Annotated in this window: 28 protein-coding genes; 10 read left to right on the forward strand and 18 right to left on the reverse strand. The window is 67.8% G+C overall.

The features are described 5' to 3' along the window. Positions 1–31: 31 nt before the first annotated feature. From ACZYZ7_RS14745 to ACZYZ7_RS14760, 4 genes are read right to left on the reverse strand one after another with little or no spacing between them, the layout of a single operon-like run. Entirely contained in the window at positions 32–937 is a 906-nt protein-coding gene (locus tag ACZYZ7_RS14745) for a fumarylacetoacetate hydrolase family protein (RefSeq protein ID WP_463741233.1), read from the reverse strand. Further along, positions 934–1,782, reverse strand: a complete 849-nt coding sequence (locus ACZYZ7_RS14750; RefSeq protein ID WP_463741234.1) for an alpha/beta fold hydrolase — start codon at positions 1,780–1,782, stop codon at positions 934–936. The genes ACZYZ7_RS14745 and ACZYZ7_RS14750 overlap by 4 nt, the downstream gene beginning before the upstream one ends. A gap of 48 nt (positions 1,783–1,830) precedes the next feature. Further along, complete coding sequence (locus tag ACZYZ7_RS14755) at positions 1,831–3,006, reverse strand: acyl-CoA dehydrogenase family protein (RefSeq protein ID WP_463741235.1); 1,176 nt, start codon at positions 3,004–3,006, stop codon at positions 1,831–1,833. Beyond that, entirely contained in the window at positions 2,999–4,201 is a 1,203-nt protein-coding gene (locus tag ACZYZ7_RS14760; RefSeq protein ID WP_463741236.1) for an acyl-CoA dehydrogenase family protein, read from the reverse strand. The genes ACZYZ7_RS14755 and ACZYZ7_RS14760 overlap by 8 nt, the downstream gene beginning before the upstream one ends. Before the next feature lie 59 nt (positions 4,202–4,260). Between ACZYZ7_RS14760 and ACZYZ7_RS14765 the strand changes: the two genes are divergently transcribed. Continuing rightward, positions 4,261–5,397, forward strand: coding sequence for an FAD-dependent oxidoreductase (locus ACZYZ7_RS14765; RefSeq protein ID WP_167858040.1), 1,137 nt, complete (start codon positions 4,261–4,263; stop codon positions 5,395–5,397). Here the strand turns inward: ACZYZ7_RS14765 and ACZYZ7_RS14770 are convergent. The 3 genes from ACZYZ7_RS14770 to ACZYZ7_RS14780 form a co-directional block, all read right to left on the reverse strand. Then, on the reverse strand, positions 5,373–5,738 hold the full coding sequence (locus ACZYZ7_RS14770) for a cupin domain-containing protein (protein ID WP_463741237.1): 366 nt from the start codon (positions 5,736–5,738) through the stop codon (positions 5,373–5,375). The two genes, ACZYZ7_RS14765 and ACZYZ7_RS14770, sit on opposite strands and share 25 nt — an antisense overlap. Positions 5,739–5,883: 145 nt before the next feature. Then, positions 5,884–7,125: an esterase family protein gene (locus tag ACZYZ7_RS14775; RefSeq protein ID WP_450071596.1), complete on the reverse strand. Its 1,242-nt coding sequence runs from the start codon at positions 7,123–7,125 to the stop codon at positions 5,884–5,886. Positions 7,126–7,214: 89 nt separating this feature from the next. Beyond that, the gene (locus ACZYZ7_RS14780; RefSeq protein ID WP_450071565.1) at positions 7,215–8,084 is read right to left on the reverse strand and encodes a helix-turn-helix domain-containing protein; all 870 of its coding nucleotides are present in this window, start codon (positions 8,082–8,084) and stop codon (positions 7,215–7,217) included. A gap of 74 nt (positions 8,085–8,158) precedes the next feature. Between ACZYZ7_RS14780 and ACZYZ7_RS14785 the strand changes: the two genes are divergently transcribed. After that, the gene (locus ACZYZ7_RS14785) at positions 8,159–8,752 is read left to right on the forward strand and encodes a class I SAM-dependent methyltransferase (RefSeq protein ID WP_450071564.1); all 594 of its coding nucleotides are present in this window, start codon (positions 8,159–8,161) and stop codon (positions 8,750–8,752) included. Here the strand turns inward: ACZYZ7_RS14785 and ACZYZ7_RS14790 are convergent. From ACZYZ7_RS14790 to ACZYZ7_RS14800, 3 genes are all read right to left on the reverse strand, one after another. Continuing rightward, positions 8,721–10,670 (reverse strand): CocE/NonD family hydrolase, encoded by a 1,950-nt coding sequence (locus ACZYZ7_RS14790; protein ID WP_450071563.1) that lies wholly within the window; start codon positions 10,668–10,670, stop codon positions 8,721–8,723. The genes ACZYZ7_RS14785 and ACZYZ7_RS14790 overlap by 32 nt on opposite strands. A 65-nt stretch (positions 10,671–10,735) precedes the next feature. Beyond that, on the reverse strand, positions 10,736–11,134 hold the full coding sequence (locus tag ACZYZ7_RS14795) for a heme-binding protein (RefSeq protein WP_450071562.1): 399 nt from the start codon (positions 11,132–11,134) through the stop codon (positions 10,736–10,738). Positions 11,135–11,405: 271 nt separating this feature from the next. Further along, entirely contained in the window at positions 11,406–11,843 is a 438-nt protein-coding gene (locus ACZYZ7_RS14800) for a DUF4383 domain-containing protein (protein WP_450071561.1), read from the reverse strand. Between the two features lie 57 nt (positions 11,844–11,900). On the opposite strand from ACZYZ7_RS14800, the gene ACZYZ7_RS14805 reads away from it, so the two are divergent. After that, a complete protein-coding gene (locus ACZYZ7_RS14805) occupies positions 11,901–12,386 on the forward strand; it encodes a GNAT family N-acetyltransferase (RefSeq protein WP_450071560.1) in 486 nt (161 codons plus the stop codon). A gap of 3 nt (positions 12,387–12,389) precedes the next feature. Here ACZYZ7_RS14805 and ACZYZ7_RS14810 read toward each other — a convergent pair whose 3' ends face one another. After that, positions 12,390–13,937, reverse strand: a complete 1,548-nt coding sequence (locus ACZYZ7_RS14810; protein ID WP_450071559.1) for an acyl-CoA carboxylase subunit beta — start codon at positions 13,935–13,937, stop codon at positions 12,390–12,392. A 49-nt stretch (positions 13,938–13,986) separates the two neighbouring features. Here ACZYZ7_RS14810 and ACZYZ7_RS14815 point away from each other — a divergent pair, with 49 nt between their 5' ends. After that, positions 13,987–14,427: a PPOX class F420-dependent oxidoreductase gene (locus ACZYZ7_RS14815; protein ID WP_135459566.1), complete on the forward strand. Its 441-nt coding sequence runs from the start codon at positions 13,987–13,989 to the stop codon at positions 14,425–14,427. Positions 14,428–14,442: 15 nt separating this feature from the next. On the opposite strand, the gene lipE is transcribed toward ACZYZ7_RS14815, so the two are convergent. From lipE to ACZYZ7_RS14840, 5 genes are read right to left on the reverse strand one after another with little or no spacing between them, the layout of a single operon-like run. Further along, positions 14,443–15,687, reverse strand: coding sequence for a lipase LipE (lipE, locus tag ACZYZ7_RS14820; protein ID WP_135459565.1), 1,245 nt, complete (start codon positions 15,685–15,687; stop codon positions 14,443–14,445). Continuing rightward, positions 15,684–16,169, reverse strand: coding sequence for a peroxynitrite isomerase (locus tag ACZYZ7_RS14825; protein WP_135459564.1), 486 nt, complete (start codon positions 16,167–16,169; stop codon positions 15,684–15,686). Before ACZYZ7_RS14825 ends, lipE begins: the two co-directional genes overlap by 4 nt. 56 nt (positions 16,170–16,225) lie before the next feature. Further along, positions 16,226–16,864 carry an SRPBCC family protein gene (locus ACZYZ7_RS14830; protein ID WP_450071558.1) on the reverse strand — a complete coding sequence of 213 codons (639 nt, stop codon included), beginning with the start codon at positions 16,862–16,864 and terminating at the stop codon, positions 16,226–16,228. Next, positions 16,861–17,214, reverse strand: coding sequence for an ArsR/SmtB family transcription factor (locus tag ACZYZ7_RS14835; protein ID WP_135459562.1), 354 nt, complete (start codon positions 17,212–17,214; stop codon positions 16,861–16,863). The genes ACZYZ7_RS14830 and ACZYZ7_RS14835 overlap by 4 nt, the downstream gene beginning before the upstream one ends. 33 nt (positions 17,215–17,247) lie before the next feature. Then, positions 17,248–17,910, reverse strand: a complete 663-nt coding sequence (locus ACZYZ7_RS14840; RefSeq protein WP_450071557.1) for a class I SAM-dependent methyltransferase — start codon at positions 17,908–17,910, stop codon at positions 17,248–17,250. A gap of 62 nt (positions 17,911–17,972) precedes the next feature. Here ACZYZ7_RS14840 and ACZYZ7_RS14845 point away from each other — a divergent pair, with 62 nt between their 5' ends. The 4 genes from ACZYZ7_RS14845 (at position 17,973) to ACZYZ7_RS14860 (ending at position 21,733) form a co-directional block, all read left to right on the forward strand. Beyond that, positions 17,973–18,515, forward strand: a complete 543-nt coding sequence (locus ACZYZ7_RS14845; protein WP_450071556.1) for a hypothetical protein — start codon at positions 17,973–17,975, stop codon at positions 18,513–18,515. A gap of 108 nt (positions 18,516–18,623) precedes the next feature. Next, entirely contained in the window at positions 18,624–20,024 is a 1,401-nt protein-coding gene (locus ACZYZ7_RS14850) for a PepSY-associated TM helix domain-containing protein (RefSeq protein WP_450071555.1), read from the forward strand. Beyond that, positions 20,017–20,520, forward strand: coding sequence for a copper chaperone PCu(A)C (locus tag ACZYZ7_RS14855; protein ID WP_450071554.1), 504 nt, complete (start codon positions 20,017–20,019; stop codon positions 20,518–20,520). Before ACZYZ7_RS14850 ends, ACZYZ7_RS14855 begins: the two co-directional genes overlap by 8 nt. After that, positions 20,513–21,733 carry a Dyp-type peroxidase gene (locus ACZYZ7_RS14860; protein ID WP_450071553.1) on the forward strand — a complete coding sequence of 407 codons (1,221 nt, stop codon included), beginning with the start codon at positions 20,513–20,515 and terminating at the stop codon, positions 21,731–21,733. The genes ACZYZ7_RS14855 and ACZYZ7_RS14860 overlap by 8 nt, the downstream gene beginning before the upstream one ends. Positions 21,734–21,735: 2 nt before the next feature. Here the strand turns inward: ACZYZ7_RS14860 and ACZYZ7_RS14865 are convergent, their stop codons facing one another. Then, the gene (locus ACZYZ7_RS14865; protein ID WP_450071552.1) at positions 21,736–22,836 is read right to left on the reverse strand and encodes a helix-turn-helix transcriptional regulator; all 1,101 of its coding nucleotides are present in this window, start codon (positions 22,834–22,836) and stop codon (positions 21,736–21,738) included. A 187-nt stretch (positions 22,837–23,023) separates the two neighbouring features. Here ACZYZ7_RS14865 and ACZYZ7_RS14870 point away from each other — a divergent pair, with 187 nt between their 5' ends. Both ACZYZ7_RS14870 and ACZYZ7_RS14875 read left to right on the forward strand, forming a co-directional pair. Next, positions 23,024–23,173 carry a hypothetical protein gene (locus ACZYZ7_RS14870; protein WP_167857650.1) on the forward strand — a complete coding sequence of 50 codons (150 nt, stop codon included), beginning with the start codon at positions 23,024–23,026 and terminating at the stop codon, positions 23,171–23,173. 50 nt (positions 23,174–23,223) lie between these two features. Beyond that, complete coding sequence (locus ACZYZ7_RS14875) at positions 23,224–23,892, forward strand: GNAT family N-acetyltransferase (RefSeq protein ID WP_450071551.1); 669 nt, start codon at positions 23,224–23,226, stop codon at positions 23,890–23,892. 11 nt (positions 23,893–23,903) lie between these two features. Here ACZYZ7_RS14875 and ACZYZ7_RS14880 read toward each other — a convergent pair whose 3' ends face one another. Then, positions 23,904–24,494, reverse strand: a complete 591-nt coding sequence (locus ACZYZ7_RS14880) for a TetR/AcrR family transcriptional regulator (protein ID WP_463741238.1) — start codon at positions 24,492–24,494, stop codon at positions 23,904–23,906. Positions 24,495–24,579 lie beyond the last annotated feature (85 nt).

The raw sequence follows: 24,579 nt of genomic DNA on the forward strand, positions 1-24,579 counted from the left end.
TATCTCTGCTGGAATACCGTTTCGGCGGGAGTCAGGCGATGGTGTGCTCGATGCGGCCGATGCCGTCCAGGGTCAGCGTGAGGGTGTCGCCGGGAAGTAGCCAGTGCCCGGTCTCCATGCCGCTTCCGCCGGGAAGTGTCCCGGTGCCGAAAAGCTCGCCGGGATAGAGCGGTTCGCTGCGTGACGCGTGTGCCAGCACCTCGCCCAGGCTGTGCTGCATCCCCGCGCTGCTGACAGTGCTGACCACCGCCCCGTTGAGCGCGACGGAACCGGTGAGGGAATTGATCCGCGGCAGGATCTCATCGGCGGTGACCGCGGTGTCCGACATCGAGCTGGCGAAGTGCTTGGACTTCTGCGGTCCGAAGCCGCTGAGCATCTCGGGGCGTTGCACATCGCGCGCGCTGAAGTCGTTGAGCACGACGAACGCGCCGATTGCCTCGGCCGCTTTCTCGGGTGTCGCGTTGAACAATGGTGCGGCGAGGACGAATCCGATCTCCAGTTCGAAGTCGAGCGCCTGCGAATAGTCCGGTATCGCAACCGGGGTGTCGGTCGGGACGAAGGTCTGCGCGTTGGACATGTAGTAGATCGGCTGCTGGTAGAACAGCGGCTTGGGTTTGAACTGCGGTACCGGACTGCCGGTCACGCGTTCGTACAGCGACGTCAGCCGGTACAGGCCGGGATGGAAGCGCCGGATCAGCCCACGCGCGGCGTCGATGTTGTGTTGTTCGTACAGCATGAAGTCGCGGAAGGACACCGGCTGGAACGGCAGCAGATGGTCGCTGTGCTGCAGCTGGCGATCGGCCGATGCGGCAAGCCAGGCATCGTCGAAAACGCGGCCGCCGATCGGGGTGAGATCGGGGTACGCAGCCCAATTGCCTTCGGAATCAAGCGCTTCCACGCTGAGTCCGGTGGCCGTGCGGATGCGACGCAGCTTCATCGGGCACATCCGAGTTGCCTGCGCAGGAACGCGGTGACGTGCCCGGCCACCACGTCGGGTTGTTCGAGCCAGGGCCAGTGGCCGGTCCCGGGCACCGGCTGAACCTCACAGTTCCGGAAGATCCGGCGGTACTCGTCGGTTTGTGCGAACGGCACGTAGCGGTCATCTGCACCCCACACCACCAGGACGTCGCCTCCGTATTCGGCGAGCCGATCGACATACGGGGCAAGGGCATTCGGACCGGTGGACCGGTACAGCTTCAACACCGCATCGGGTGTGCCACGGGCGAACATGTGCTCGGCGATCGATTCCAGCGCATCGGGCGGCAGCCCCGGGTCCCGCATCGCGAGCACGCGACGTAGAACAGCCGGGTTGCCGATCCGCGACAGTGCCTCGGCCAGCATGGGTGTCCGCCACAACTTGGCGGCGAAGTGGTTGATCACCACCGGGGCGTTGATCAACGTGATGCTGCCGACGGAATCGAGATGGTCGGCGGCCCACGCGAGTGCCCAGGGCCCGCCGAAGTCATGGGCGACCAGATGCGCGCGTTGGACGCCGAGTTGGTCCAGGATCGCGTCGAGGTGGGCCGCATAGGCGGCCACCGTGTACGGCCACTGGGCCGGCTTGTCGGCCGCGCCGAAACCCGGCATCTCCGGCGCGATCACCCGCGCGAAACCGGCGACCGGCGCCAGCAATCGATCCCACTTGGCCCCGGCGTTGTTGCCGTGCACGAACACCACTGCTTCTGGTGCTTGTTGCCGGTCCGCGCCTGATGGCCCGGCAACAAGCACCGGCGACCGCACCCCGTCGACAGCCAGCGTGCGGTGTTCGGCAGCGCTGTCCATCAGCGGGATTTTACGGTCGAGTAACGCTTGCCGCGCGTTTTCAACCGATCATTGCGTACCCGTCGCCACCCATGGCACGCGTTCGGCCTCTGCGTCGTCGAGCACCAGTTCGGCCACCCGCGACCGATGGGCCTCCGCACTGCCCAACAGCGCGGCGTCGGTGGTGGCCCGCTTGAAGTACAGGTGCGCCTGGTGTTCCCAGGTGAATCCGATCCCGCCGTGCACCTGGATGGTGTCGGCGGCAATCTTGGCGAACGCGGCCGACGCGGTGGCCTGCGCGATGCTGGTCGCCAGTGCCGGGTCGTCGGTGCCGTCGGTCAGTGCCCACGCCGCGTGATAGGTCGCCGAGCGGGCGTGCTCGAGATCCACCAGGCAATCCGCCAGCCGGTGCTTGACGGCCTGGAAGGAGCCGATCTGCCTGCCGAACTGCAGCCTGGATTTCGCGTATTCCACCGATAGGTCCAGCAGATGCTGTGCGGCGCCGATCTGTTCGGCGGCCAGCAGTGCCGAGGCCACCTGGAATGCGTGGGTGATGACGCGATCGGCCTCGCCGGTGCCGGCCACCAATTGCGCGGGGGCAGCGGTCAAGACGATCGTGGCCTGCGGCCGGGTGGGATCGAGCGTGACCAGTGCGGTGCGTTGCACTTCTGAGGCCGATGCGTCGACCGCGTACAGAGCCACGCCGTCGGGCCCCGTGGCGGCCACCAGCAGCACGTCGGCCGCGTCGCCATCGACGACGCGCTCGACGGTGCCGGTGAGCGTTCCGTCTTCGGCGGCAGTGACATTCACCGCGGTGGGATCGAATGCGCCCGCCTGATCCGGGACCGCGAACGCCGCGGTGCGCGTGCCTTCGGCGAGTGCGCCGAGCAGTTCGCCGCGTACCGGGCCGGCCGAGGAGGCGACGAGCGCCGGGATCGACAGCAACACGGTGCCGAACACCGGACCGCACGCCAATGCCGCGCCGAGTTCCTCGACCGCGATGGCCTGGTCGACGAGCGTGCCGCCGGCTCCGCCGTCGGCCTCGGGAACCGCCAGACCGAGCACACCGAGCTCGGTGCCCAACCGCGTCCACACCGACGGATCGAACCGGGGCTCGGACTCCATCAGGGTCCGCACGGTCTGTTCGTCGAAGTTCTCGGCACAGAACTTGCGGACCGCCGTCCGCAGCTGGGCCTGCTCGTCGGTGAACGTGAACTCAGCACTGTTCTCAACGTTCTCAGCCACGCGGGATCTCCTTCCACGGCATACCGGCATCGGCCCGCAGATCGCCGGGCAGCCCGAGGATCCGTTCGCCGAGAATGTTGCGCATCACCTCTGACGTGCCGCCTTCGATGGTGTTGGCCTTGCTGCGCAGGAAGCGCTGCTGGATCGGGCCGCGCCAGTCCTTGCCGCTCTCGTCGTCGTCGCGGTCGCCCGTCCCGTACCCGTGGTACAGGATCCCTTCGGGCCCAAGCAGATCCATGCACCACTGGTAGATGTGCTGATTGAGCTCGGCGCCGACGAGCTTTCCGATCGACCCTTCGGGACCCGGCCCGCCGACGGTGGCGGCAGCGCGGGAACGTTCTGCGGTCAGCCGCTGGGCCTCGGAGCGCAGCCAGAGCTGGGTCAGCCGATCCCGCAGCACCGGAGTGCGCAGATCCGGGCGTGATGCCCACAGCGCCACGGCATCCGAGATGGTCCCGGCTCCGCGACGGTTGCCGCTGCCGCCGAGCGCGCTGCGCTCGTTCATCAGCGTCGTCATCGCGACGTTCCAGCCGTTGCCGACCTCCCCGAGCCGATGCGCATCGGGGATACGGGCGTCGGTGATGTACACCTCGTTGAACTCGGCCTGGCCGGTCATCTGCCGCAGCGGCCTGGTCTCGACGCCCGGTCCGTGCATGTCCAGCACGAAGTACGTGAGCCCTTTGTGTTTGGGCACATCGGGATTCGAGCGGGCCAGCAGCAGGCCCCAACGGGCCCGGTGCGCCAGACTGGTCCACACCTTCTGACCGTTCAGCACCCACTCGTCGCCGTCGCGCACCGCGGAGGTGGCGAGCCCGGCCAGATCCGATCCCGCGCCGGGCTCGGAGAACAGCTGGCACCAGATGTGCTCGGTGCTGGCGAGCGGCCGCAGCCAGGAACGCTTGAGCTCGTCGGACTGAGCGTGTTCACACACCGTCGGTGCGGCCATGCCGTAACCCATGGGGTTGAGGCTCAGCGGTATGGGCCCGCCGGCGCCCTGCAGGATGCGGTCGGCCACGGCCTGCAGACCGCGGGATACCCCGAGACCGCCGAGGCCCTCCGGGAAGTGCACCCAGGACAGTCCCGCGTCGTAACAGGCGGCCAGGTACTCGGGGATCGGGACTTTCTTGGGGTCGTGGTCGGCCACGACCCGGCGGGCGAGGTCGGCGACCCGGTCCGCATCAGCGACGCTGCTCATCCAGCCACGATAGGGAAAGGCATTCAGTGGCTCGCGGGCGGGCGGTAGCGTCACGGTTCGTGGACCGTAAGCGCGTGGTGATCGCCGGGCTCGGTGACTCCGGGGTGCTCACCGCGATCCGGTTGGCGCGTCGGTTCGACGTCGTCGGCATCTCGGTGAAACCCGGCCTGGTCAGTGGCCAGGAGCTCGGCACGCGGCTGGCGCGGCCCGACGATTGGGCGCGCGATTACTGGATCGGCTTCGACCGGTTCCGCGAACTCGACCGGGTCCGCACCGTGCACGGCACGCTCACCGGGGCCGACCTGTCCGCACGCACGGTCAGCGTGCGTGAGGCCGACGGGAACGAGCGGGTGGAACCCTATGACGCGCTGGTCATCTCCACCGGTGTCACCAACGGCTTCTGGCGACAAGCCGTTCTGCAGTCGGCGGGGGAGGTCGATGCCGGGCTGCGGACCGCCCACGAGCGGGTGGGTTCGGCACGTTCGGTTGCCGTCATCGGGGGTGGCGCGGCGGCGGCCAGCAGTGCGGCCAATATCGCTCTCCGGTGGCCGGACATCCGGGTGGGGCTGTACTACCCGGGTGAACACCCTCTGCCGCAGCATCATTGGCGGTCCCGGCAACGGGTCGAAAGCCGGCTGACCGCGGCTGGGGTGACCTTGCATCCCGGACATCGAGCAGTGGTGCCCGAGGGTTTCGACTGCGCGGCCATCACCTCCGAACCCGTTCACTTCAGCGGCGGCCAGGCGCCGGTGCAGGCAGATGCCGTGTTGTGGGCCATCGGCCGGGTGCGGCCGAACACGGCCTGGCTGCCCGCGGACATCCTCGATGAGCGCGGGTTCGTGCGGGTGACGCCGGAACTGCGGGTGCCGGGGCACGACGGCGTGTTCGCCGTCGGCGATGTCGCGGCCACCGACCCGCTGCGCTCCTCGGCCCGCAACCGGGCCGACGGACTGCTGGCCCGAAACGTGGCCGCCTATTTCACCGGCGGCCGCATGCGCGGCTACCGTCCGCCGGCCAGCCGCTGGGGGTCGGTACTGGGTGTGCTGCCGGACGGGCTGGAAGTGTTCGCACCCAACGGGTTTGCCTTCCGATTCCCGTCCTGGTCGATCGAACGGGTGCTGCAGCCGTGGATCGTCCGCCGCGGCATCTACCGTGGTGTGCGGTCCGACGATCAGTACACGGTCACCAACGGTTGATCGACGGGCACCACGTAGGTGGACAGCATCAGCGTCCTCACCGTGCCGACGTTGTGCGCGTTGTGGACGACGCCGGCCGGGATGAGGAACGGGTCGCCCGAATGCAGGTGCTGGGTGGGCCGATCATCGAAGACCATGTCCACGTCTCCCTGGACGATGTAGCCCACTTCCGGCCCCGGATGACTGTGACGGCCGGACTCCTTGCCGACCGGGATCTCGAACCTGGTCTGGATGATCTCGAATCCCGGCGTGGGAGCGGCGGAACGCTGAAGCTCGGTGCGCGATACTCCCGCGGTCGGGTCGTCGGCGAGCGCGGCCAGAGCGAGACGTGTGCGTGTCATGGCTCCATGACACCCGGCTCAGCTCATCGAGTCCAACGATGCTTTTCGATGACAGTCATCTGCATTGGTGATAACCCGTTCACGTTTGTAGCGCCATGGCGGGAATTCGGCCGATTTTCCGCCATGGCGCTACGTACGCGGCTCGTTAGCGCGGCAGCGCCACGGGCACTGTCTGCAGGCCAGGTGCCACGGGTGCGACCGGCGCCGCGGCGACGCCTGGCACCCCGGCCACCCGCGGCACTGCGGCCACTCCCGGAACGCCGGCCGTACCCGGTAGTCCGGTCATCCCGGGCACCGCTGGAGCTGCGGGAGCTGCTGCGACGCCGGGGACCTGGCCGGGCACGGCCGGCATTGCGGGCGCTGCCGCGACACCGGGCACCTGGCCGGGCACAACCGGAGCCGCTGGTGGCGGCGGAGCAGCGGCTGCTGCCGCGTTCTGACTGAGCACCCGCAGCATGTCGGGCTTCATCTGCTGCAATTGCGATCCCCAGTAGTTCCAGTTGTGGGTGCCGTTCGGCGGGAAGTCGAACTTCGCATTCCGCCCGCCGGCAGCCACATACTTCTGCTGGAACTCCTTGTTGGAGTTGATCGTGATGTTTTCCAGGAACTGCGCGCTGTACAGCGTGCCGAAATTGCCGCCGGGGTCGTCGAGTTCGGAGGGAACGCCGTTGCCGCAGTACACCCAGATCGCGGTGTTGTTGGCCACCAGCCGGTTGATGTTGACCGTTGGGTCGTTGCGGCGCCAGGCCGGATCGTTGGAGATACCCCACATGTCGGTGGGGTTGTAGCCGCCGGCGTCCTTCATCGCGAAGCCGATCATGGTGGGCCACAGGCCTTGTGACGGATTCAGGAAGCCGGACAAGGCGCCCGCGAAGATGAACTGGGCGGGATGCCAGATCGCCAGGTTGAGGGCGGCCCCACCGGACATCGACAGCCCGACAACGGCATTGCCGGTTGGCGCGACGTCGCGTTTGGCGGCCAGGTAGGCCGGGAGTTCCTGGGTGAGGAAGGTTTCCCACTTGTAGGTGGTGGTGCCGGCACTGCCGGCCGCGGGGCGGTACCAGTCGGCGTAGAAGCTGGACTGTCCGCCGACGGGCATGACGACCGAGATGCCCGACTTGTAGAACCACTCGAACGCGGCGGTGTTGATATCCCAACCGTTGTTGTCGTCCTGGGCGCGCAACCCGTCGAGCAGGTACAACGCCTGCGGACCACCGCCCTGGAACTGCACGGTGATATCGCGGCCCATGGCTGCTGACGGGACCTGAAGGCGTTCCACCGGCAGGCCGTCGCGCGAATATGCCGCAGCGGTCGGTGCCGGCCCGGCCATCACCAGCGCCGGCAACATCAACCCTGCAATCGTCGTAGCCGCCACGCGGCGCGACATCCGACCGAACATTCTCAGTCTCACACCGGCACGCTAACAACGCCTGAGCTGGGCCTACCGGGGCCGCGCCTGGCGTAACCCCTCCGTTATCAAGGTGATTCGGTTCCGATGCCGGACCGGCGCCACTCGCGCGGTGACAGGCCGTGTGTCCGCCGGAACTGACGGCTGAAATAGCCAGGGTCGGCCATCCCCACCCGGGCGGCGACCTCGGCCACGGGCAGGTCCGTATCGCCGAGTAGTTGACGGGCTCGACTCATCCTGCGCTCGTTGATCCACTCGCCGACCGTGCGTCCGGTCCGCCGCCGGACCAACGTGGTGAGGTGACCCGCCGTCATTCCGACCTCGCTGGCGACGTCGCGCAACGACAGCGGCTCGGACAACCTGCGGTCGATCGACGAGAACACCTCGGCCAGCAACGGCTCGCCACTGCGTCGCAAGTCGCTGACCACATCGTCGGCGAGACGGGCCAGATCGATGAGCACCAGGGTCAGATGGGCCAGCGCGGCTTGACGATAACCCTCGCGCCGACCGGTCAGCTCCGCCTCGATCGATCGGATCGCGCTGTCCCAGAAAGGCTGTCGATCGGCGGGCACGTGCAACTGCAGTAATCCACGGGAGTTCCCGTGGATGAACGGGAACAGCAGGGGGTGGGCCTGCCAGGTGGGCCATGGCGAGCCGGCGTCGTACCCCAGCGCGGTGGGGTCGAAGTACACGCCGATCCCGTCGGAGTCGGCGGTCAGCGGTCGTGGGTCGATCACCTCGCCTGCTGCCACCACGTAGACGACCCCATCGGCCGGCACGTACCAGAGCACCGGGAAGTCGTGAATGTGCGGACGGTGTTCGGGGAGATCTGCGCGCCGGCCCCGGGTCACCGACACCGGCGGCGCATCGCCGTCCGCCCAGTACCGGTACACCGGGACGCCGTCGCGGTGGCGGACCAATCGAGACACATCGGCCATGACGCCAAAGATAATCCTGATACAGCCAATTTTCGCCCAACTCCCCAGGTGCTGCCAAATGGATCATGGAATGCATGACCGAACATCGTCCACATCTTCTGAAGAATCGGCATGACTACCTGCCTGCGGCCGGCCATGATGCGTTCCTGCCCGGTTACGACCTCCTGACGCGGGTCTTGGGGATGAACCCCGCATACCGTGACCTGGTTGCTCAGGCCGGACTCTCCGGCGGCCAGCGGGTCATCGAAATAGGTTGTGGAACCGGCAACCTCACCGTCCGCGCCAAGAAGGCATGTCCCGGCGCCGATATCGTCGGGACCGACCCTGACCCGCGGGCGCTGCGGCGGGCAGAGCGAAAGGCCAAGGGAATGACCGGTATCGGATTCACGCGGGCCTACGCCCAGGAACTGCCGTTCGACGACGGCGAGTTCGACCGGGCGCTGTCGTCGATGATGCTGCACCATCTCGACGAGGCGACCAAGATGGCCGCCGCCCGCGAGCTGTTCCGGGTCTTGCGCCCTGGCGGCAGGTTGGACGTCGTCGATGTGCACGGCGACGCCCTCCCGCGGCTGTTCGAGGACGCCGGATTCGATTGCTCGGTAGTGGGATCCGGGCACATCCGGCTGGCCGGAACCCTTACGTATCTCCGCGCGACTCGTCCGGCGTGAATGCTGCGGGGTCGGCCAACGGGATGAGCAGGCTCGACGGCGCGTCGCCGCCCTGACGGATCCGGTAGGTGCCGCCGGCCAGCGCCTGCCGGGCCGGGTGAGTGGGCACCAGGTGGGGGAAGTCGTAGGTGGTCAGGGTCAGCCGTAGGCGATGGCCCGGTTCGACCAGTGCCGCGGTGGGGAAGATCTCCAGGTCGTACCGGGTCAGCTCACCGGGCACGACCGGCGTGACGGCGGTGCGGGTACTGATGTGGTGCGGTCGCAGCACGGTCCCGTCCGGCAGGTGCCACGTCTTCTCCGGATCCAGCGCCCGGTGCGATCCGAGCAACGCGCCCTGGGTCAGCGGTCGGCTGGCGCCGTCCGGGGCGACGTCGTCGAGATGGGCCACCCACAGCGTCTCGGTGCTGTCGGCCGTCGCCTGCACGGTCAAAACGACTGGGCCGGCGATCAGTTGGGCCTCGGTGAACTCGGCCGTGGTGTAGGTCAGGGCCTCTCGCTGAAGCCGGCGGTTGTCCAGGTCGTAGCGGATGCGCCGACCCGCCTGGGCGGCCATGAAGCTGCCCATCCCCAGGGTCCACTGCTCCAGGCTGCGACCGGATATCGGACCACGCACCGCGTAGCGCAGGATGGCCTCGGTCTGCTCGGCGGCGGGTTCGGCGGCGAGGTGCCCGCCCTCGGCCAGATACAGCCGCGTCGGCGTGGCCTCGGGGAACGGATAGTCCTGGGCCTGGAACCATGCTTTGCTGCCGATGGCCTGGAAGCGGATCGGCGAACCTGTGACCGCGGCATCGGCGTCGTCCTTGAGCCAGCGGTCGAACCAGCGCAGCTGCAGCGCATGCAGATGCAGACCGTCCAGATCAGAGACGTGATACCAGGGCCCCATGATCAACTGCACCCGGTCCGTGAGCGGCTGCCCGGGCTCCATCGGAGCGTTGGTCGGCCGGCCCGTGTAGGCGTTCTGCAGCGCGGCGTAGTTGAGCGGGGCGCCGCGCTGGAAGGCGTCGTGCCAGCCTCCGACCAGGAAGACCGCGACCTTGTTCTCGGCGATGTCGGGCAGTACGTCCGAGGCCCGCATGGTGTCCCAGAACGGACCGTCGAAGGCGGTGTCCCCGCCGGCTGTGGCGTCGCCGATCATGGTGCGGAAGTACTGGCGCTGGTCGCGCCCGCGCTGGCGGACCGCGGCCAGGCCACCGACCCGGGGCCGCTCGTGAGCGCCGCGCTTGGCGAACTCCAGCGCCGGGTTGACCACGTTGAGCAGTGAGTAGACAGCGCCGTAGGCCCGCACCGTGCGCATGTGCGGTACCCCGCCCATGGTGACCACGTCGCGGTAGAAATCGTTGGCGGCCATCACCGGGAAGATCGCCTTCAGCGGTGAGTCGGGGCCGACCGCGGCGGCGGTGAGAAGCTGGTTGATGGCCAGGTAGGAGATTCCGAACATTCCGACCCGACCGTTGGAATTCGGCAGCCGCGCAGCCCAATTGACCAGATCGACACCGTCCTGGACCTGGACGGCGCCCAGCATCTCGAACGATCCGCCCGAGGCTCCGGTGCCCCGCACGTCGGCCATCACCTCGATGTAGCCGCGCCGGATCAGGTACGGGGTGGCCCCGCCGCCGATCTGGGCGGCCGGCGGCGGGGCCTTCTTGCCGTAGGGCGTGATGGACAGCAGCACCGGGAACGGTCCCACTGCCGGCGCGCCGGTCTCGGGGACCGTCGGATAGTGGATGTCGGCACGCAGCACCGTGCCGTCGGAGGCGCGGATCGCCACGTTGTGGTGGACTCCGACGCCGTAGCGGGCCGGCGGGGCCGTCCAGGCCGGTTCCAGCGGTGACGGGTTGCGTTTGCGAGCGCGTGCCGCCGATTGTCCGGCCACCTTGGTGCCGCGGTTACCTCGGACCGTCTGCCACTGGTTCGCCATCCGTCCTCCTTGACGTGTCGGCCTGGCTCCACCGTAATGACAGGCTGCGAGCCGACACCGACGGACTACCCGGCCATGAAGTCCGAGTAGGCCGAGGCCAGCTCGGGTGACAGTGCTGTCACGTTGCACGCGCGCTGCGTGTCACCGATGGGTGCCAGGATGCCGCGCAGGTCGTAGTACTCCTGCGGGTTGGCGGTGAAGTAACCGCGCAGGGTGGCCGCGGCCTGCGGACGCGGCTGGGTGAACGCGGTGGTCACGGCCTGGTTGGCGCCCGGGTGGCTGTCCAGATAGGCGCGCGCGGCGCCGGTGGTGCTGCTGACGGTTCCGGCCACGCCACTGGCGCTGCAGTCGGGTGCGGCGGACGCCGTCGGTGCGCCGATCATCGCTGCGGCCATCCCGCCGAGCAGGCCGGCGGCACATGCGCCGGCAATTCCACGGCGAGCGGTGATATCAGTGAATTTCATGATCATTTTCCTTCGGGATTCTGCTGTCCCCGACCCGAATTCGAAGGTAACCGCGACGCGGCCGAGCAAAACATCTGCGATGTGAAACAGCTGTGGCGGGTGTGGTGGTGTTACTACTGCCACCGTGAATTGCGCCTCAATGCCGACGAATTGCGGCCAATGATCTTGAAATGTCTCAGAGACCGGTAGCCATTCTTAATTGATCGTGATCTCCGGCGCCGGGCGTAGTGACCGAATTGTTATCCGGAGGCGGTTCAGCTAACGGATCTGGTCACCGCTTCAGGGTTAGCCCGGACAACGAGTTGGGTAGCCCGCCATCCCGGTAGATCTGCACGCCAGCCACGGCCAGCATGAGCGCGGCGGTTGCCATGTGCACGACGGCGTCGGTGATGTTGTTGGGGAAGGCGAATATGTAGGCCACCTGGTTGGAGAAAAACGCCCAGATTCCCGGCAGCGCTCCGGCCACCGCTGCCAGCAGGAGATACAGCACGGCCCAGGATTTTCGCCAGCACAACAGCAGGCCGGGGCCGAACAATGCCAGGCCGGCCACTGCATGCCAGCCGTTGTAGTCCATCCCGAGAATCGGTGTGGTCGGTGCATCCGGGCCGATGGCGAAACTCGGCTCGGCAATGAAACCGATGATTGCCTGCACCACATGGAACAGCGAGATGACCAGCAGTCCCCATTGAGCGAAACTCCACCGCCGCATGCCCGGACGTTACGTCTACTACAGCGTGTAGTCAACGGGTGGTCGTATGGTCGGGGCGTGGAAATCCGCACCGCCACGGTTGATGACATCGCCGAGATAGCACCGTTTTTCCGCGCGATCGTCGCCGACGGCGAAAGCTACACGTACCCCGATGACTTGACCGACCGGCAGATCCACGAGCTCTGGCTGGCTCCTGAACCCGGTCAGACTATCGTCGCGGTGGTCGACGGAGCCATCGTCGGCACCGCGCGGATGGGGCCGAACAAACCCGGCCGCGGTGACCATGTCGGCACCGCGAGTTTCATGGTCGATCCGGCCTCGTCCGCGCGCGGTATCGGGCGGGCCATGGGCCGGTGGGTGATCGACTGGCACCGCGAAAACGGTTACCGGGCAATCCAGTTCAACGCGGTGGTGGAGACGAACGCGCGGGCGGTGGCGCTCTGGCAGGACCTGGGCTTCCGGATCATCGGTACCGTCCCGAAGGCCTACCGGTCGCGGACCCAGGGCCTCGTCGGGCTGCACATCATGTACCTGGAGCTGTGAACGTCACCAGGTGTCGATGAACCGCGCACGGGGCGCGGGTCGTTCGTGCTCAGCGGCCGCGGCCAGCGTGGCGGCGATCAGCCCACGCGTTTCGGCCGGGTCGATGACGTCGTCGATCTCGAACAGTGAGGCGGAGTTGAGCGCCCGCGCGTTCTCCTCGGCCGCCGCGGTGGCGGCCCGCACGGCCTGCTCGCGCTCGTCGTCGTCGGCGATGGCCTCGAGCTCCTTGCGCAGGCCCAGGCGGACGGCTCCCTCCAGGCCCATCGGACCCAGATGTGCACCCGGCCAGGCCACCGTGAGCAGCGGCTCATGAAGGCTGCCTCCGCACATCGCCTGTGCCCCAAGGCCGTAACCGCGGCGCAAGATCACTGCGACCAGGGGCACCGTCAGCGCGGCACCGGCGACCAGCAGCCGCGAGCCGCGCCGCACCAGGGCTTCGGCCTCGGCAGCCGGGCCGACCATGTAGCCGGGGCAGTCCACCAGCGAGACGACCGGCAGGCCGAATGCGTTGCACAGCTGCAGGAACCGGGCGGCCTTGTCGGAGGCTGCGGCCGTGATGGCGCCGGCCATCACCATGGTGTTGTTGGCGATGACGCCCACCGGCCTACCGTCGATGCGCGCCAGGGCCGTCACCATTTCCGGGGCGAACTTCTCCCGCAGCACGGTGACCGAGCCGGCGTCGGCCAGTGACTCGATGATCGGTGCGACCGGGTAGGCGCGCCGGGCGCGTTCGGGAACCATTGTGCGCAGGTCGGTTTGGTCGGCAACCGGACCAGGTTCGGTCGTCCCGGTGAAGTACCCCATCAAGGTCCTGGTGGTCGCGACCGCCTCCGCCTCGTCCGCCACCACGACGTCGACGACGCCGTTGGCCGCCTGCACCGAGATCGGGCCGACGTCGTCAGGCGCGACATCCCCGAGGCCGCCGCCGGCGATCATCGCGGGCCCACCCATCCCGATGGAGCTGTCCTGCGTGGCGACGATCAGGTCGGCCGCACCGGCGATCACCGCATTGCCGGCGAAACACCTGCCCTTGACCACGGCGATGCGCGGTACCACGCCAGAAAGCCCCGCCCACAACGCGAATGCCCGGATCTCCAGGGACGAGACCGTCGGAATGTCGGTGTCACCGGGTCGTCCGCCGCCCCCTTCGGCGAAGAACACCGTCGGCAGCTTCAGCCGCTCGATGATCTCGAACAGCCGGTCCTTCTTGCGGTGGCCCAGAGCGCCCTGGGTGCCGGCCAGCACGGTGTAGTCGTAGGACAGCACCGCACATGCCGCGCCGCCGATGCGAGCGGTTCCGGCCAGCAGACCGTCTGCGGGCGTGCGTTCGATGAGGTCGTCGAGGGTGCGACGCTGCCGCTGGGCTGCGATCGTGAACCTTCCGTATTCGACGAAGGACCCGTCATCGACCAGGTCGGCGATGTTCTCCCGGGCGGTCCGGCCCCCGGTCGCGTGCCGGCGGGAGACGGCGTCGGGCCGGCCTGCGTCCTGCGTCAACGCCCTTCGGCGCAGCAGTTCGGCGAGATCGTCGCGGAGCGGTTCGTCAGGCATCGGCAGGCTCCTGGAATAGCGGGCGTGCGGTCGGAGGTTGCGCACACATGTGACCGCCACCTCATCTAACCCGTTCGATCCGCACGATCTACTGGCCGAGGCCCGGTTGGGCGTGTTGGCCACCATCAAGGCCTCCGGTGTCCCGCAACTGTCACCGGTGACACCGTTCTACGACCGGGCCGCCGGCGTCATCTACGTGTCGATGACCGAGGGGCGTGCCAAGACGGTCAACCTTCGTCGCGACCCACGTGCCGCGCTGGAGGTGACCAGTGCAGACGGCTGGGCCTGGGCCACCGCGGAAGGGCCGGTGACATTGACCGGCCCGGGCACCGATCCGCACGGCCCGGAGGTCGAGGCGCTGGTCGACTACTACCGCAGCGCCGCCGGGGAGCACCCCGACTGGGATGAATACCGGTCGGTGATGGTCTCCGATCGACGGGTGCTGATGAGGCTGACCGTCGATCGGGTGTACGGGGAGAAGCTGCGCTGATTCAGCGCACGAGTCTCAGCCGACCGGGATCTCGGCCGAGATCCGATCCAGCACAGCGGGATAGCGGTTCGCCTCCCAGTGCGCCCCGGGTTTGCCGCTACTGACGATCGCCGCCGACAGGCTGCGTTGCGGGTCGGCCCACACCGCGATGTCGACCAATCCGGTGTGCCCGAACGCCGACGGGGTGTGGCGGCCGAACGGCCCGAAGCGTTTCCCGCCGAGCATGTAGCCCGTGCCCCAGCGCATCGGCTTGAGGCCGGTCGCCACATCCGGGCGCATGCGCCGGCACGGCGTCGTCGCGGCCTGCAAAGTCTCCGGCTTCATGATCCGCACCCCGTCGAGTTCGCCTCCACGGCGCAGGATTTCGGCGAACCGCGACAGTTCGTCGGCGTTGGAGACGGTGGTCGACGACGGGATGACACTGGTGAGGAACAACGGGGTGTTGCTGAGCGGGATGATGCGGTCCAGTGTCCCGCCCACGGCGGCCCGGAACGCCGCGGCGATCGGCGCGGGCAACGGCTTGCCGGTGACGTGGCTTGGCGCCACCATCGGAACCTCTTCTGCGGCAACGCCGTAATTGGTCCACCGGAATCCCAGCGGGTTGAGAATCTCGTCGGCCAGGATGTCGCGGATGTTGCGGCCGGTCGCCGCCGAGACGATCTCGCGGACCAGCGGACCCCAGGTCAGCCCGTGATAGATGTGCACGAGCCCGGGCCGGTACACCGGTTTGAGCAGGGCCAGCTGCTCACGGGTGTACTCGCTGTCGTCCACGCGGGTGACGTCGGGACGCGGTCCGGTATGGATCGGCACGCCGGCGCTGTGGGTGATCACGTGCCGGATCGTGGTGCGGTCCTTGCCGTGGCTGGTGTAGTTGGGCAGGTAGTCGCAGACCCGGTCGTCGAGGGAGAAGTGCCCCTGCTCGACGAGCATGTGCACCACGGTCGTGCTGATCGCCTTGGCCGCCGAGTAGACGCAGAACGGAGTCCGGGTGGTGACCGGAATCTTCTCGGCGTCCGGGGCGTCTGTGGGGCCGTTGCCCCAGCCGTGGCCGATTGCGCGGTTCAACACGGTTTTTCCGTTGCGCCGCAAGCACACCTGGATCGCCGGGTGCAGGCCCGATCCGTACCAGTACCGGACTGATTCCCAGATCCGTTCCACGGCCTTCGGGTCGATCTCCGAATGGTCCTCTGCGCCGATGTCGGTGACGGCGTCCAGGTCGGAGGGGAGGGCGATCTTGCCGGTCGGTGCTTGTTGGCTCATTCGCTCTTCCTGGTCAGGGTCGCGGAAAGGTGGTGTTGCAGCGGCTGTCCGACAGCGCCCATCTGCAGGCTGTACGTCAGTTGGTCGCCGATGACCTGGACGGAACGCGACAGTGCCGCAACGTTTTTGGCCGATGCGGTCAGCCCGATGGTGGTCGCGGCCAGCTCCATCTCGATGCGCCCGTCGACGACACGCACCGTGCCCTCCTGGATCTCGGTGATGCCGGTCGGATGCGCCAGCACCCATTCCACCCGGCCGGGTGCCGGGACCCGGAGGTAGCCGGTCTCGGCGTGCAACGGCCGGCCGTCATCTTGGGCCTTGGTGCGCTGGCTGTAGGTGAGGAACGGTTTGCCGACGTGGCCGAAGGTGATCTCTTCGAGGTACTCGAACGACTCGATCGTCGGATACTCCCCGGCGCCGGGACCGGCCCAGGTGCCGAGCAGTGGAGCCAGCACGGTCAGGTTCGGGTGGAGGTCAGGCACAACGACAGGGTACGGCGATGGTGGGGCCGCACCCCATCGCGTGGCGTCGGCCCAGGTCAGCCTGCTGCGGTGTAGGCCTCAGCGGTGCGGTCCGCCGCGGCGCGGGCCTGTGCCGGATCCTCGCCGGCCGCCAGGTCCGCCTGGTACCAGAGTTCACTGGCCGAGGTCATGAAGCCGCGGCCCTCCTCGCCGGCCGCCCAGGCCGCACCCTCCTCCGGCGTGATGCGGCCGCCTGCACTGAGGTATCCGGCCAGGCCGAGAAGTGCGGAATCCCAACCGACTCCGACCGCTCCCGGCCCGAACTGCAGCCAGAACTCATCGTCGTCGCCGGAGTGCATGATGTGGTCCAGCGTGAAGGTGGCCCGATCCTCGCCCGCGGGAGTGATGGTGACCTCGACCCAGCTCGTCGCCCCCATGGCCTCCCACGTGGTCGTGAACGTGCGCGGCGGATCGCAGCTCAGCACCTCGCCGGACGCGTTACCTTCCAGCTGGAATCGGCCACCCAGCTGCAGGTCGCCGGTGACGGGCAGGAACCAGCGGGGGATCCGCTCGATGCTGGTGCAGGCGTCCCACAGGTCAGCGGCATCGGTGTCGTAGGTCTGGCTGACGCTCACGACGCGCGCCTCGCGGGCTTCGAACGTCTTGCGCCCCACACTGCGGCGGACGGCGTTGAGCTGGTATTGGACGTCGATCACTGGGAAGCCTCCTTGTTCGTGGTTCTTCTTCGTTCACGTTTGCCGCGCGCGATCTCGGTCGCCAGGGCATCCAGGTGCGGTGTCCAGTTGTGCCGGAACCGCTCGAGCCACTGGTCGACCTCGCGCAGTGGTGCGGTGTCGACGCTGTACAGACGACGGGTGCCTTCTGCCCGCACACTGGCGAAACCGTTGTCCCGCAACACCTTGAGGTGTTGTGAAACCGCAGGCTGGGTGATCGCGAACTCGGCTCGGATCACCTCGGTGATGGCGCCGGATGACATCTCACCCGCCTGGATGAGCTCGAGGATCCGCCTGCGCACCGGATCTCCGAGGATGTCGAAGGCGTGCACGTGCTCCAGAGTAAAAGTCTGTACTTATATAAGTCAAGACTGATTATTCGGAACCGCGAGCCTGCGTGTGTGCGCGATGACCATCGCCTGCGCGGTGGGTTCATCGAGCTGGACCTGACGCGCCCGTTTGGTTGTCGCGTACACGGTGAATCCGGACGCCTCCAGGGCGTCGCACACCACGGGGATGTCGTGTCGCAGGAACGTCAGCGCCACATCCCGGCCGAAGGCATGGTCGTAGACCGCGGTCTCACCGTCGGTCTGGAAACCCAGTAGCAGCCACCCCGGATCGGTCAGGACCCGGCGGAATCGGGTGAACAGCTCGGACAGTGCCTCGGCGGGCGTGTGGATGATCGAGTACCAGGCGCACACCGCGTCGAACGCTCCCGCCTCATACGGGAGGTCGAACATGTCCGCGGTCTGAAACCGCACCTGCGGCCACTGCTGAGTGGCGAGGGAAACCATCGCCGGGGAGCCGTCGATGCCCTCGGCGCGCAGTCCGCAGGAAGCAAGTTCGGCGGCGGCCTCACCGGGCCCACACCCCACGTCCAGCACCGTGCTGCCACCGGACCGCACCACATGGTCGGCGAAGGACCGTAATACCGCGCGATCGAACGGACGGTCATCGAACTCGCCGGCGAAGGCCCGGGTGTACTCGTTCGCGATCAGGTCGTACTGCTCATATGCCCGGCCATCCACGGCGCCAACTCTAGGTCCGGACGCCGGAAGCCCAGCTCAGGCCGCACGGTAAGGTTCCGCAGGTGAGCACGTCAGCCAAGCACGCCGCGCGCCTGCGCGGGGGTTTGGTCGGCGCGTGCTCGGCACTCACCGCAACGGTCGCGCACACCGCGGCCGGCGGCATGGCTCCGACGAGTAGCCCGCTGATCGTTCTGTTGCTGCTGTGCGCGGCGCTCGGAGCCGCCGTGGGCGGGCTGAACCCGCAGACGCGCTCGGCCCGGACGGGTGTGTTGGTCGCCGGGCTGGGCGCTGGTCAGCTCGTCGGTCACTTCGCACTGGCGATGTCCGGCGGGCATCATCACGCGGCATCACTTCTGACCGCACCCATGCTGGGTATGCATGTCGCCGCGGCGGTGGGTCTCGGCGTGGTGATCGGTATGGCCGAGTACCTGTTCGTGGTGTGCGTCTCGGTGCTTTGCTGGTTGCGGATCTTCGCCGCCGCCCGGCTCCGCCCGTTGGACCGTGCGCTCTGGTGGCCTTCGAATGTGGTTGTGGCGCGGCCTGTTCTGCTCCGCGCCGGTCTGGGAATGCGGGCGCCGCCGGCGGTGTCCGGTATGGGCTTCTGACGCCCACTACTTTCTTCTGAGCCCGTCGGACCGACGGGCTGTTACCCGTTTGTGCGCCCGCGCGCACCTTTCTGGTTCTCTCAAGTTCTTTTCCGCGAAGGCGTTTTCATGACCACCACCCCCGACGATCAACTACGCGAGGAATCCCCTCCTCCCGTCAAAACCCGCTCCATCCGTCCCCTTCTGGTGCGGCTGCACTTCTACGCCGGCGTGTTCGTCGGTCCGTTCATCCTGATCGCAGCCGTCACCGGCCTGCTCTACGCGCTGATCCCGCAGATCGACACGTTCGTCTACCGGCACGAGCTGACGGTCGCGCAGGTTGGGACCGAGCGGCTGCCGCTGGCCGACCAATTGGCCGCGGCGCGGCTCGCCCATCCCGAAGGCACGGTGGAGAGCATCCGCCCGCCGGCGGCCCCTGACGAGACCACCCAGATCAGCCTGCTGGTGGGTCCGGAATTCAAGGACGTTCCGCCGGACTACTCGCGCACGGTGTTCGTCGACCCTTACACGGGTGAGGTGCGCGGGGCGCTCACCACCTACGGGCAGTGGATGCCGATGCGGGCCTGGTTCGACGAGCTGCACCGCAACCTGCACCTCGGCGCATTCGGCCGCAACTACAGCGAGCTGGCTGCCAGCTGGATGTGGGTGATCGCCCTGGCCGGGCTCGCCCTGTGGATCATGCGCCGCCGGGAGAACCGCGCGATGCGCGACCTGATCCTGCCCGACCGGACCGCCTCGGGCCGTCGACGCACGCTGTCCTGGCACGGTGCGGTCGGCGTGTGGACGGTGGCGGTCCTGCTCGCGCTGTCGGTGACGGGCATTACCTGGTCCCGTTATGCGGGCGAGACGGTCAACAGCATCCAGGCCCGGCTGAACACCACGGCGCCTGCCGTGGACACCTCGTTGTCCGGGGCCCCGGCCGCTGCCGCGGCACACCACGGACAGCAGGGTGGCCAGTCCGAGCTGCGCGGTGCCGACACCGTGCTGCGGAGCGCAGAGCAGGCCGGGCTGCGCGGCCCGATGTGGATGCACCCGCCGGCCGAGGCCGGTCAGGCCTGGAAAGTTGCTGAGCGTAAACGTGATTGGCCAACCCGTGCTGACGCGGTCGCGGTCGATCCCGATACCGGGGCTGTGACCGATCGAGTGAACTTCGCGCAGTGGCCCTTGCTGGCCAAGCTCACGGACTGGACGATCGATGCCCATATGGGCCTGTTGTTCGGAATCGCCAACCAGATCGTGTTGGCGCTCACCATGGTTGGCCTGATCACCGTCATCGTGCGCGGCTACCGAATGTGGTGGCAGCGCAGACCCACGCGCGGTTCGGACTGGGCCGTGGGCCGGGCCCCGCTGCGCGGGGCGCTGCGTGATCTGCCGCCCTGGGGCAGCGTGGCGGTCGTCGCCGTCGCCGCCGTCATCGGGTGGTCCCTCCCGCTGTTCGGGTTGAGTCTGGTGGCTTTTCTGCTGGTCGATGTGGCTGTGGCGTGGTGGAAGGAAAGATCAAATGTCTAAGGTTGCAGCTGTTCTGACGGGGGCCGCATTGGCCTTGGCGGTAGGACTGGGCGCCTGCACACAGAGTCGTCACGACGAGACGATGGCCGAGACGGTCCAGGTGAGCGAGCAGTGGGCCAGTGCGGCCGACGCGGGGATGACCGCCGTCTTCGGCACCCTCACCAATGCCGGGCACCACGATGTGCGCATCGTCTCGGCGATCTCGCCCGCCGCCGGAATGGTGGAACTGCACGAGGTCGTCGGCGCAGGCGGGTCGAAAACCATGCGGCCCAAGGAAGGTGGGTTCGCCATTGCGGCCGGCGGTACCCATGAGCTGACCCCCGGTGGGGACCACCTGATGTTGATGGACCTCAAGGCGCCACTGCAGCCCGGTGCCGATGTTCCGGTGTCCTTGGTGTTCGAGGACGGTTCCTCACTCCCGGTCACAGCCCAGGTGCGGGACTTTGCCGGCGCCAACGAGAACTATCAGCCGCCGTCGCCGCACGGGCATGGCTGATCCGTCCCGCCTGTCGGTCAACCGGCGGCGCCTCCTCACCGGCGGCGCCGCCGCGCTGGCCGCCGGTGCGGTGCTGAACCAATCCGGCGCGGCCCATTCCGCCACCGTGCAAAAGGGTTTCGGTGTCGACGTGGAACCCTTCTACGGACCGCACCAGGGTGGGATCGCGACCGCGCCGCAGTCACACGGGCTGTTCGTGGCCTTCGATCTGAACCATCGCGGAAAGGCCGAGACCGGGCGCACCGAGCGGGAGACTGTCGCCGCAATCCTGCGGCTGTGGACGGCCGACGCGGCGCGGTTGACCCGCGGTGCGCCTGCGCTGGCCGATACGGAACCCGAACTCGCCACCCGACCAGCCAGATTGACCATCACGGTCGGCCTGGGAATCGGGCTGTTCGACCGGATCGGTCCGGCGGGACCCCGGCCCGCCTCGGCCCGTGAGCTGCCGGTCTTCGACGTGGACCGGCTCGAAGACAGGTGGTCCGGCGGTGATCTGTTGCTGCAGATCTGTGCCGACGATCCGGTGACGGTGGCCCACGCAAACCGGGTGCTGACCAAGAACATCCGGTCGATGGCGACCCCGCGCTGGCGGCAGGCCGGGTTCCGCAACGCCCGCGGCGCCGACGCGACCGGCACCACCATGCGCAACCTGATGGGACAGGTGGACGGCACCGCGAACCTCACGGCGGCCGACTTCGACGACCTGGTCTGGATGTCCGGTCCGGTCCACCCGGGGCTGGTCGGTGGCACGTTGATGGTCATCCGGCGCATCGCCATGCACCTGGACACCTGGGATGAACTGGACCGCGAGAGCAAGGAGTTCACCGTCGGCCGCACGTTGGATTCCGGGGCTCCACTGACCGGCACCCGTGAGACGGACGAACCGGATTTTGCGTTGATGCACAATGGAATTCCGGTGATTCCGCAGAACTCCCACGTTGCGCTGGCGCACCATCGCGGCACCACCGAACGATTCCTGCGCAGGCCCTACAACTACGACGATCCGCCAGAGCCCGGCCAGACGTCGAACACCGGGTTGATCTTTGCGACGTTCCAGCGCGACATCGACGAACAGTTCCTCCCGGTTCAGCGGCGCCTTGCCCGGTTCGATGCGCTCAACCAGTGGACCACCGCGATCGGCTCGTCGGTGTTCGTGGTGCCCGGCGGGGTGCGGGCACCCGACGACTACCTGGCGCAGGAGCTGGTGGGCTGAGCTCAGGTCACCGGATCCAGGGTGAGCAGCAGCCGCACCAGTTCCACCTGGCGGTGCGTGCCGGTCTTGTCGAACACCCGGTGCAGGTGGGTGCGCACGGTGGTGATCGAGACAGACAGATCCTCGGCGACGTGTTTGGGATCGGTTCCGTGGGCGACCCGCAGTGCGATGTCGGCCTCGGTGCGGGTCAGGTGGTACAGGCGTTGCAGGAGTGCCGCACTGGGTTCGGGCTCGTGGGCCGGATCGACCAGCACCACCAGCGCCCGTCGCCGGTCGGGCTGGTCGAGACGGTGCAGCGGCAGGATGTGGATGATGAACGGTCTTGTATCCGACGGTCTTTGGACTGTGAACGAGTAACCGCCGCGAATGTTGTCGGAGGTGCCGGTCAGCGCCGAGTGCAGGGCGCGGTTGAGGGTTCGGTTTGTCGAGGTGTTGGTCGCGGTGATGCGGCCGGAGACCACCTGGAGGCCGTCGCCGCCGCGCAGGATCGCTTCGGCGGCTGCGTTGAGGTTGAGCACCTGGCCGTTGGGCCCGGCGACGACGATGCCGTGGACCACCGAATCCAGCGCCGCGTGCAGGTCGGCGTCCTCGTGGGCGAAGTCGTCGAGTGCGCGCTGCGCCCGTAGTGCCTGCTGCAGGTGCGGGACCAGGCCGCTGAACTGCCGGACGCGGTCCCTCGTGCCGAACGGCTCGGACGTCACCGCGGAATGCAGGAGAAAGCACACGGGGCGGTGCCCCTGCGACAGGCGGACGAACAGTCCGTCCTCCAGTTCGTTGGGGTGCAGCCAGTCGGTGTAGAACTCGGAATTTCGGTACGGGATGACCAGTTCCGATCCGGTGCGGACGGTACCCACCGCGCCCTTCTCGACTGCGGCCATGGGGGAGTCGAGTCGGTGGTAGTACGCCGCGTAGCTGGCGGCGGCGCCGACCGGCAGGATCGAGTTCTGAATCGACCAGATCGACTTTTCGGCGGTGAGCAACGCTCCGCCGTTACCGCCGATTTCGCGATGGATGTCGCGGATCGTGGACTCCCAGTGCTGGGGAGCGATCGCGGCGGCGTAGATGCCGGCTACAAGGCGTGAGAATCCTTCGACCGTGACCATGTCACAGATCCCGATTCGTTCGTCGGCGTATGCATCTGACGTCAGACTAACCCCAGATCAATATCAATCGGATGGATGATGTGTCGCCGCGATCGGGATGGTTTTCTTCGGAGATGAACGGCGTGCCCGCCGCCGACATCGGGTCCGCCGACAACGGAGCCGGCGAAGGGGGCTTGCCATGTTCTCGATGACCCCGCTGCGACCCATGGTGGTTGCCCACAGCCCGTGGCATCAGCCGATCGACGGCCACGACCACGGCCGCCATCCGTTCGAGTGCGCATCGCGGTTGATCTATTTCGAGTGGTCGGAGATGGCGCGGGAAATGGACCGACTCTGAGCTGACGGTTGCTCTGCACACAGCGCGCACTGCTGATCTACGCTCGCGGTATGACCGATCACGACAAAGCCGCGGCCCGGCGCGAAATTGCCGACGCTCTGCTCAACGCACTCAATCGGCGCCACGAAGTGCTCGATGTGATCGTGGACGCCGATGATCGCCCGGCGGCCATCGACGCGGTTGCCGGCCTGCTCGGCACCTCGCACGCCGCGGCCGAAGCCGTGGTCGGGTTGTCGTTCGCGCAGATCACCAAGGATTCGCGTCGCGCCATCGCTGCCGAGCTCGATGATCTGAATTCCCAGCTCAGCTTCACGGTGTCGGAACGTCCGGCGGCCTCTGGTGAATCTCTGGATCTGCGGCCGTTCGCCGCCGAAACCGACCGCGACATCTTCATCGCCCGGACCACCGACGTCGGCGCCTCCGGTGACGGGTCGGGTGCGCCCGCGGCCGATGTCGACGACGAGATCCGCGCGGCCCTGGGCCGGGTGGACGCCGAAGAAGCCGCCTGGTTCGTGGCCTTGGAGGGTGACCAGAAGGTCGGCATGGTGTTCGGCGAACTGACCCACGGTGAGGTCAACGTCCGGATCTGGATCCACCCCGACTTCCGTAAGCGCGGCTACGGCACCGCCGCCCTGCGTAAGTGCCGCTCGGAGATGGCCACGTACTTTCCCGCCGTGCCGATGGTGGTGCGGGCGCCGGGGGCTGTTCCCGGGGCGTAGCGCGTCAGCTCTCAGCCGGCCTGGCCGCGCAGGCTCGCGACGATGATGCGGGCCAGGCCTTCGGCTCGCTGCCGGGAGTAGTCCCGTCCCTTGGACAGGATCGGATAGACCACGCCGCCGAGCAGGGCGTCGGCGGCGGCGGACGCCAGGTCGGCATCGACCTGTTCGGCCATCAGCCGGTTGCGCACGGAATCGACCAGCGGTCGGCTGAACCCTGCCCGCAGCCGTGCGGCGGTGTCCTCGTGTTCGAGTGAGGCTGCCGTCAGGATGCGCAGCATCGCGTTGCCGCGCTTCGTGGTCAGCGCCGAGGCCAGGGTTCCGGCCCAGGAGGCCAGGTCCGCGGTGACATCGTCGGTGTGCGGCATGGTGGCCAGGATCTTGTCGGCGTCCTCCAGCAGGACATCGGCGACCAGTGCGGGCCGGCTCGGCCACCAGCGGTAGATGGTCTGCTTGCCGACCCCGGCCCGTGCGGCGACGGCCTCGATGCTCAGCCCGTCGAAGCCCCGCTCCAGTAACAGTGCGCGGGTGGCCTCGATGATGGCCACCCGCGACTTCTCGCTGCGTCGCCGCGGCGGCGTCACCTCATCGGTAGTGGGGATCATCGGTACGTCCTCGTCGGTTCTCGGCACGGATCTTTACACGGCAAGCTACCCGCCGTAGTCTCCCACAAGACGAGACGTAGCGTCT

This window comes from Mycobacterium sp. IDUB_17 (assembly GCF_055419465.1).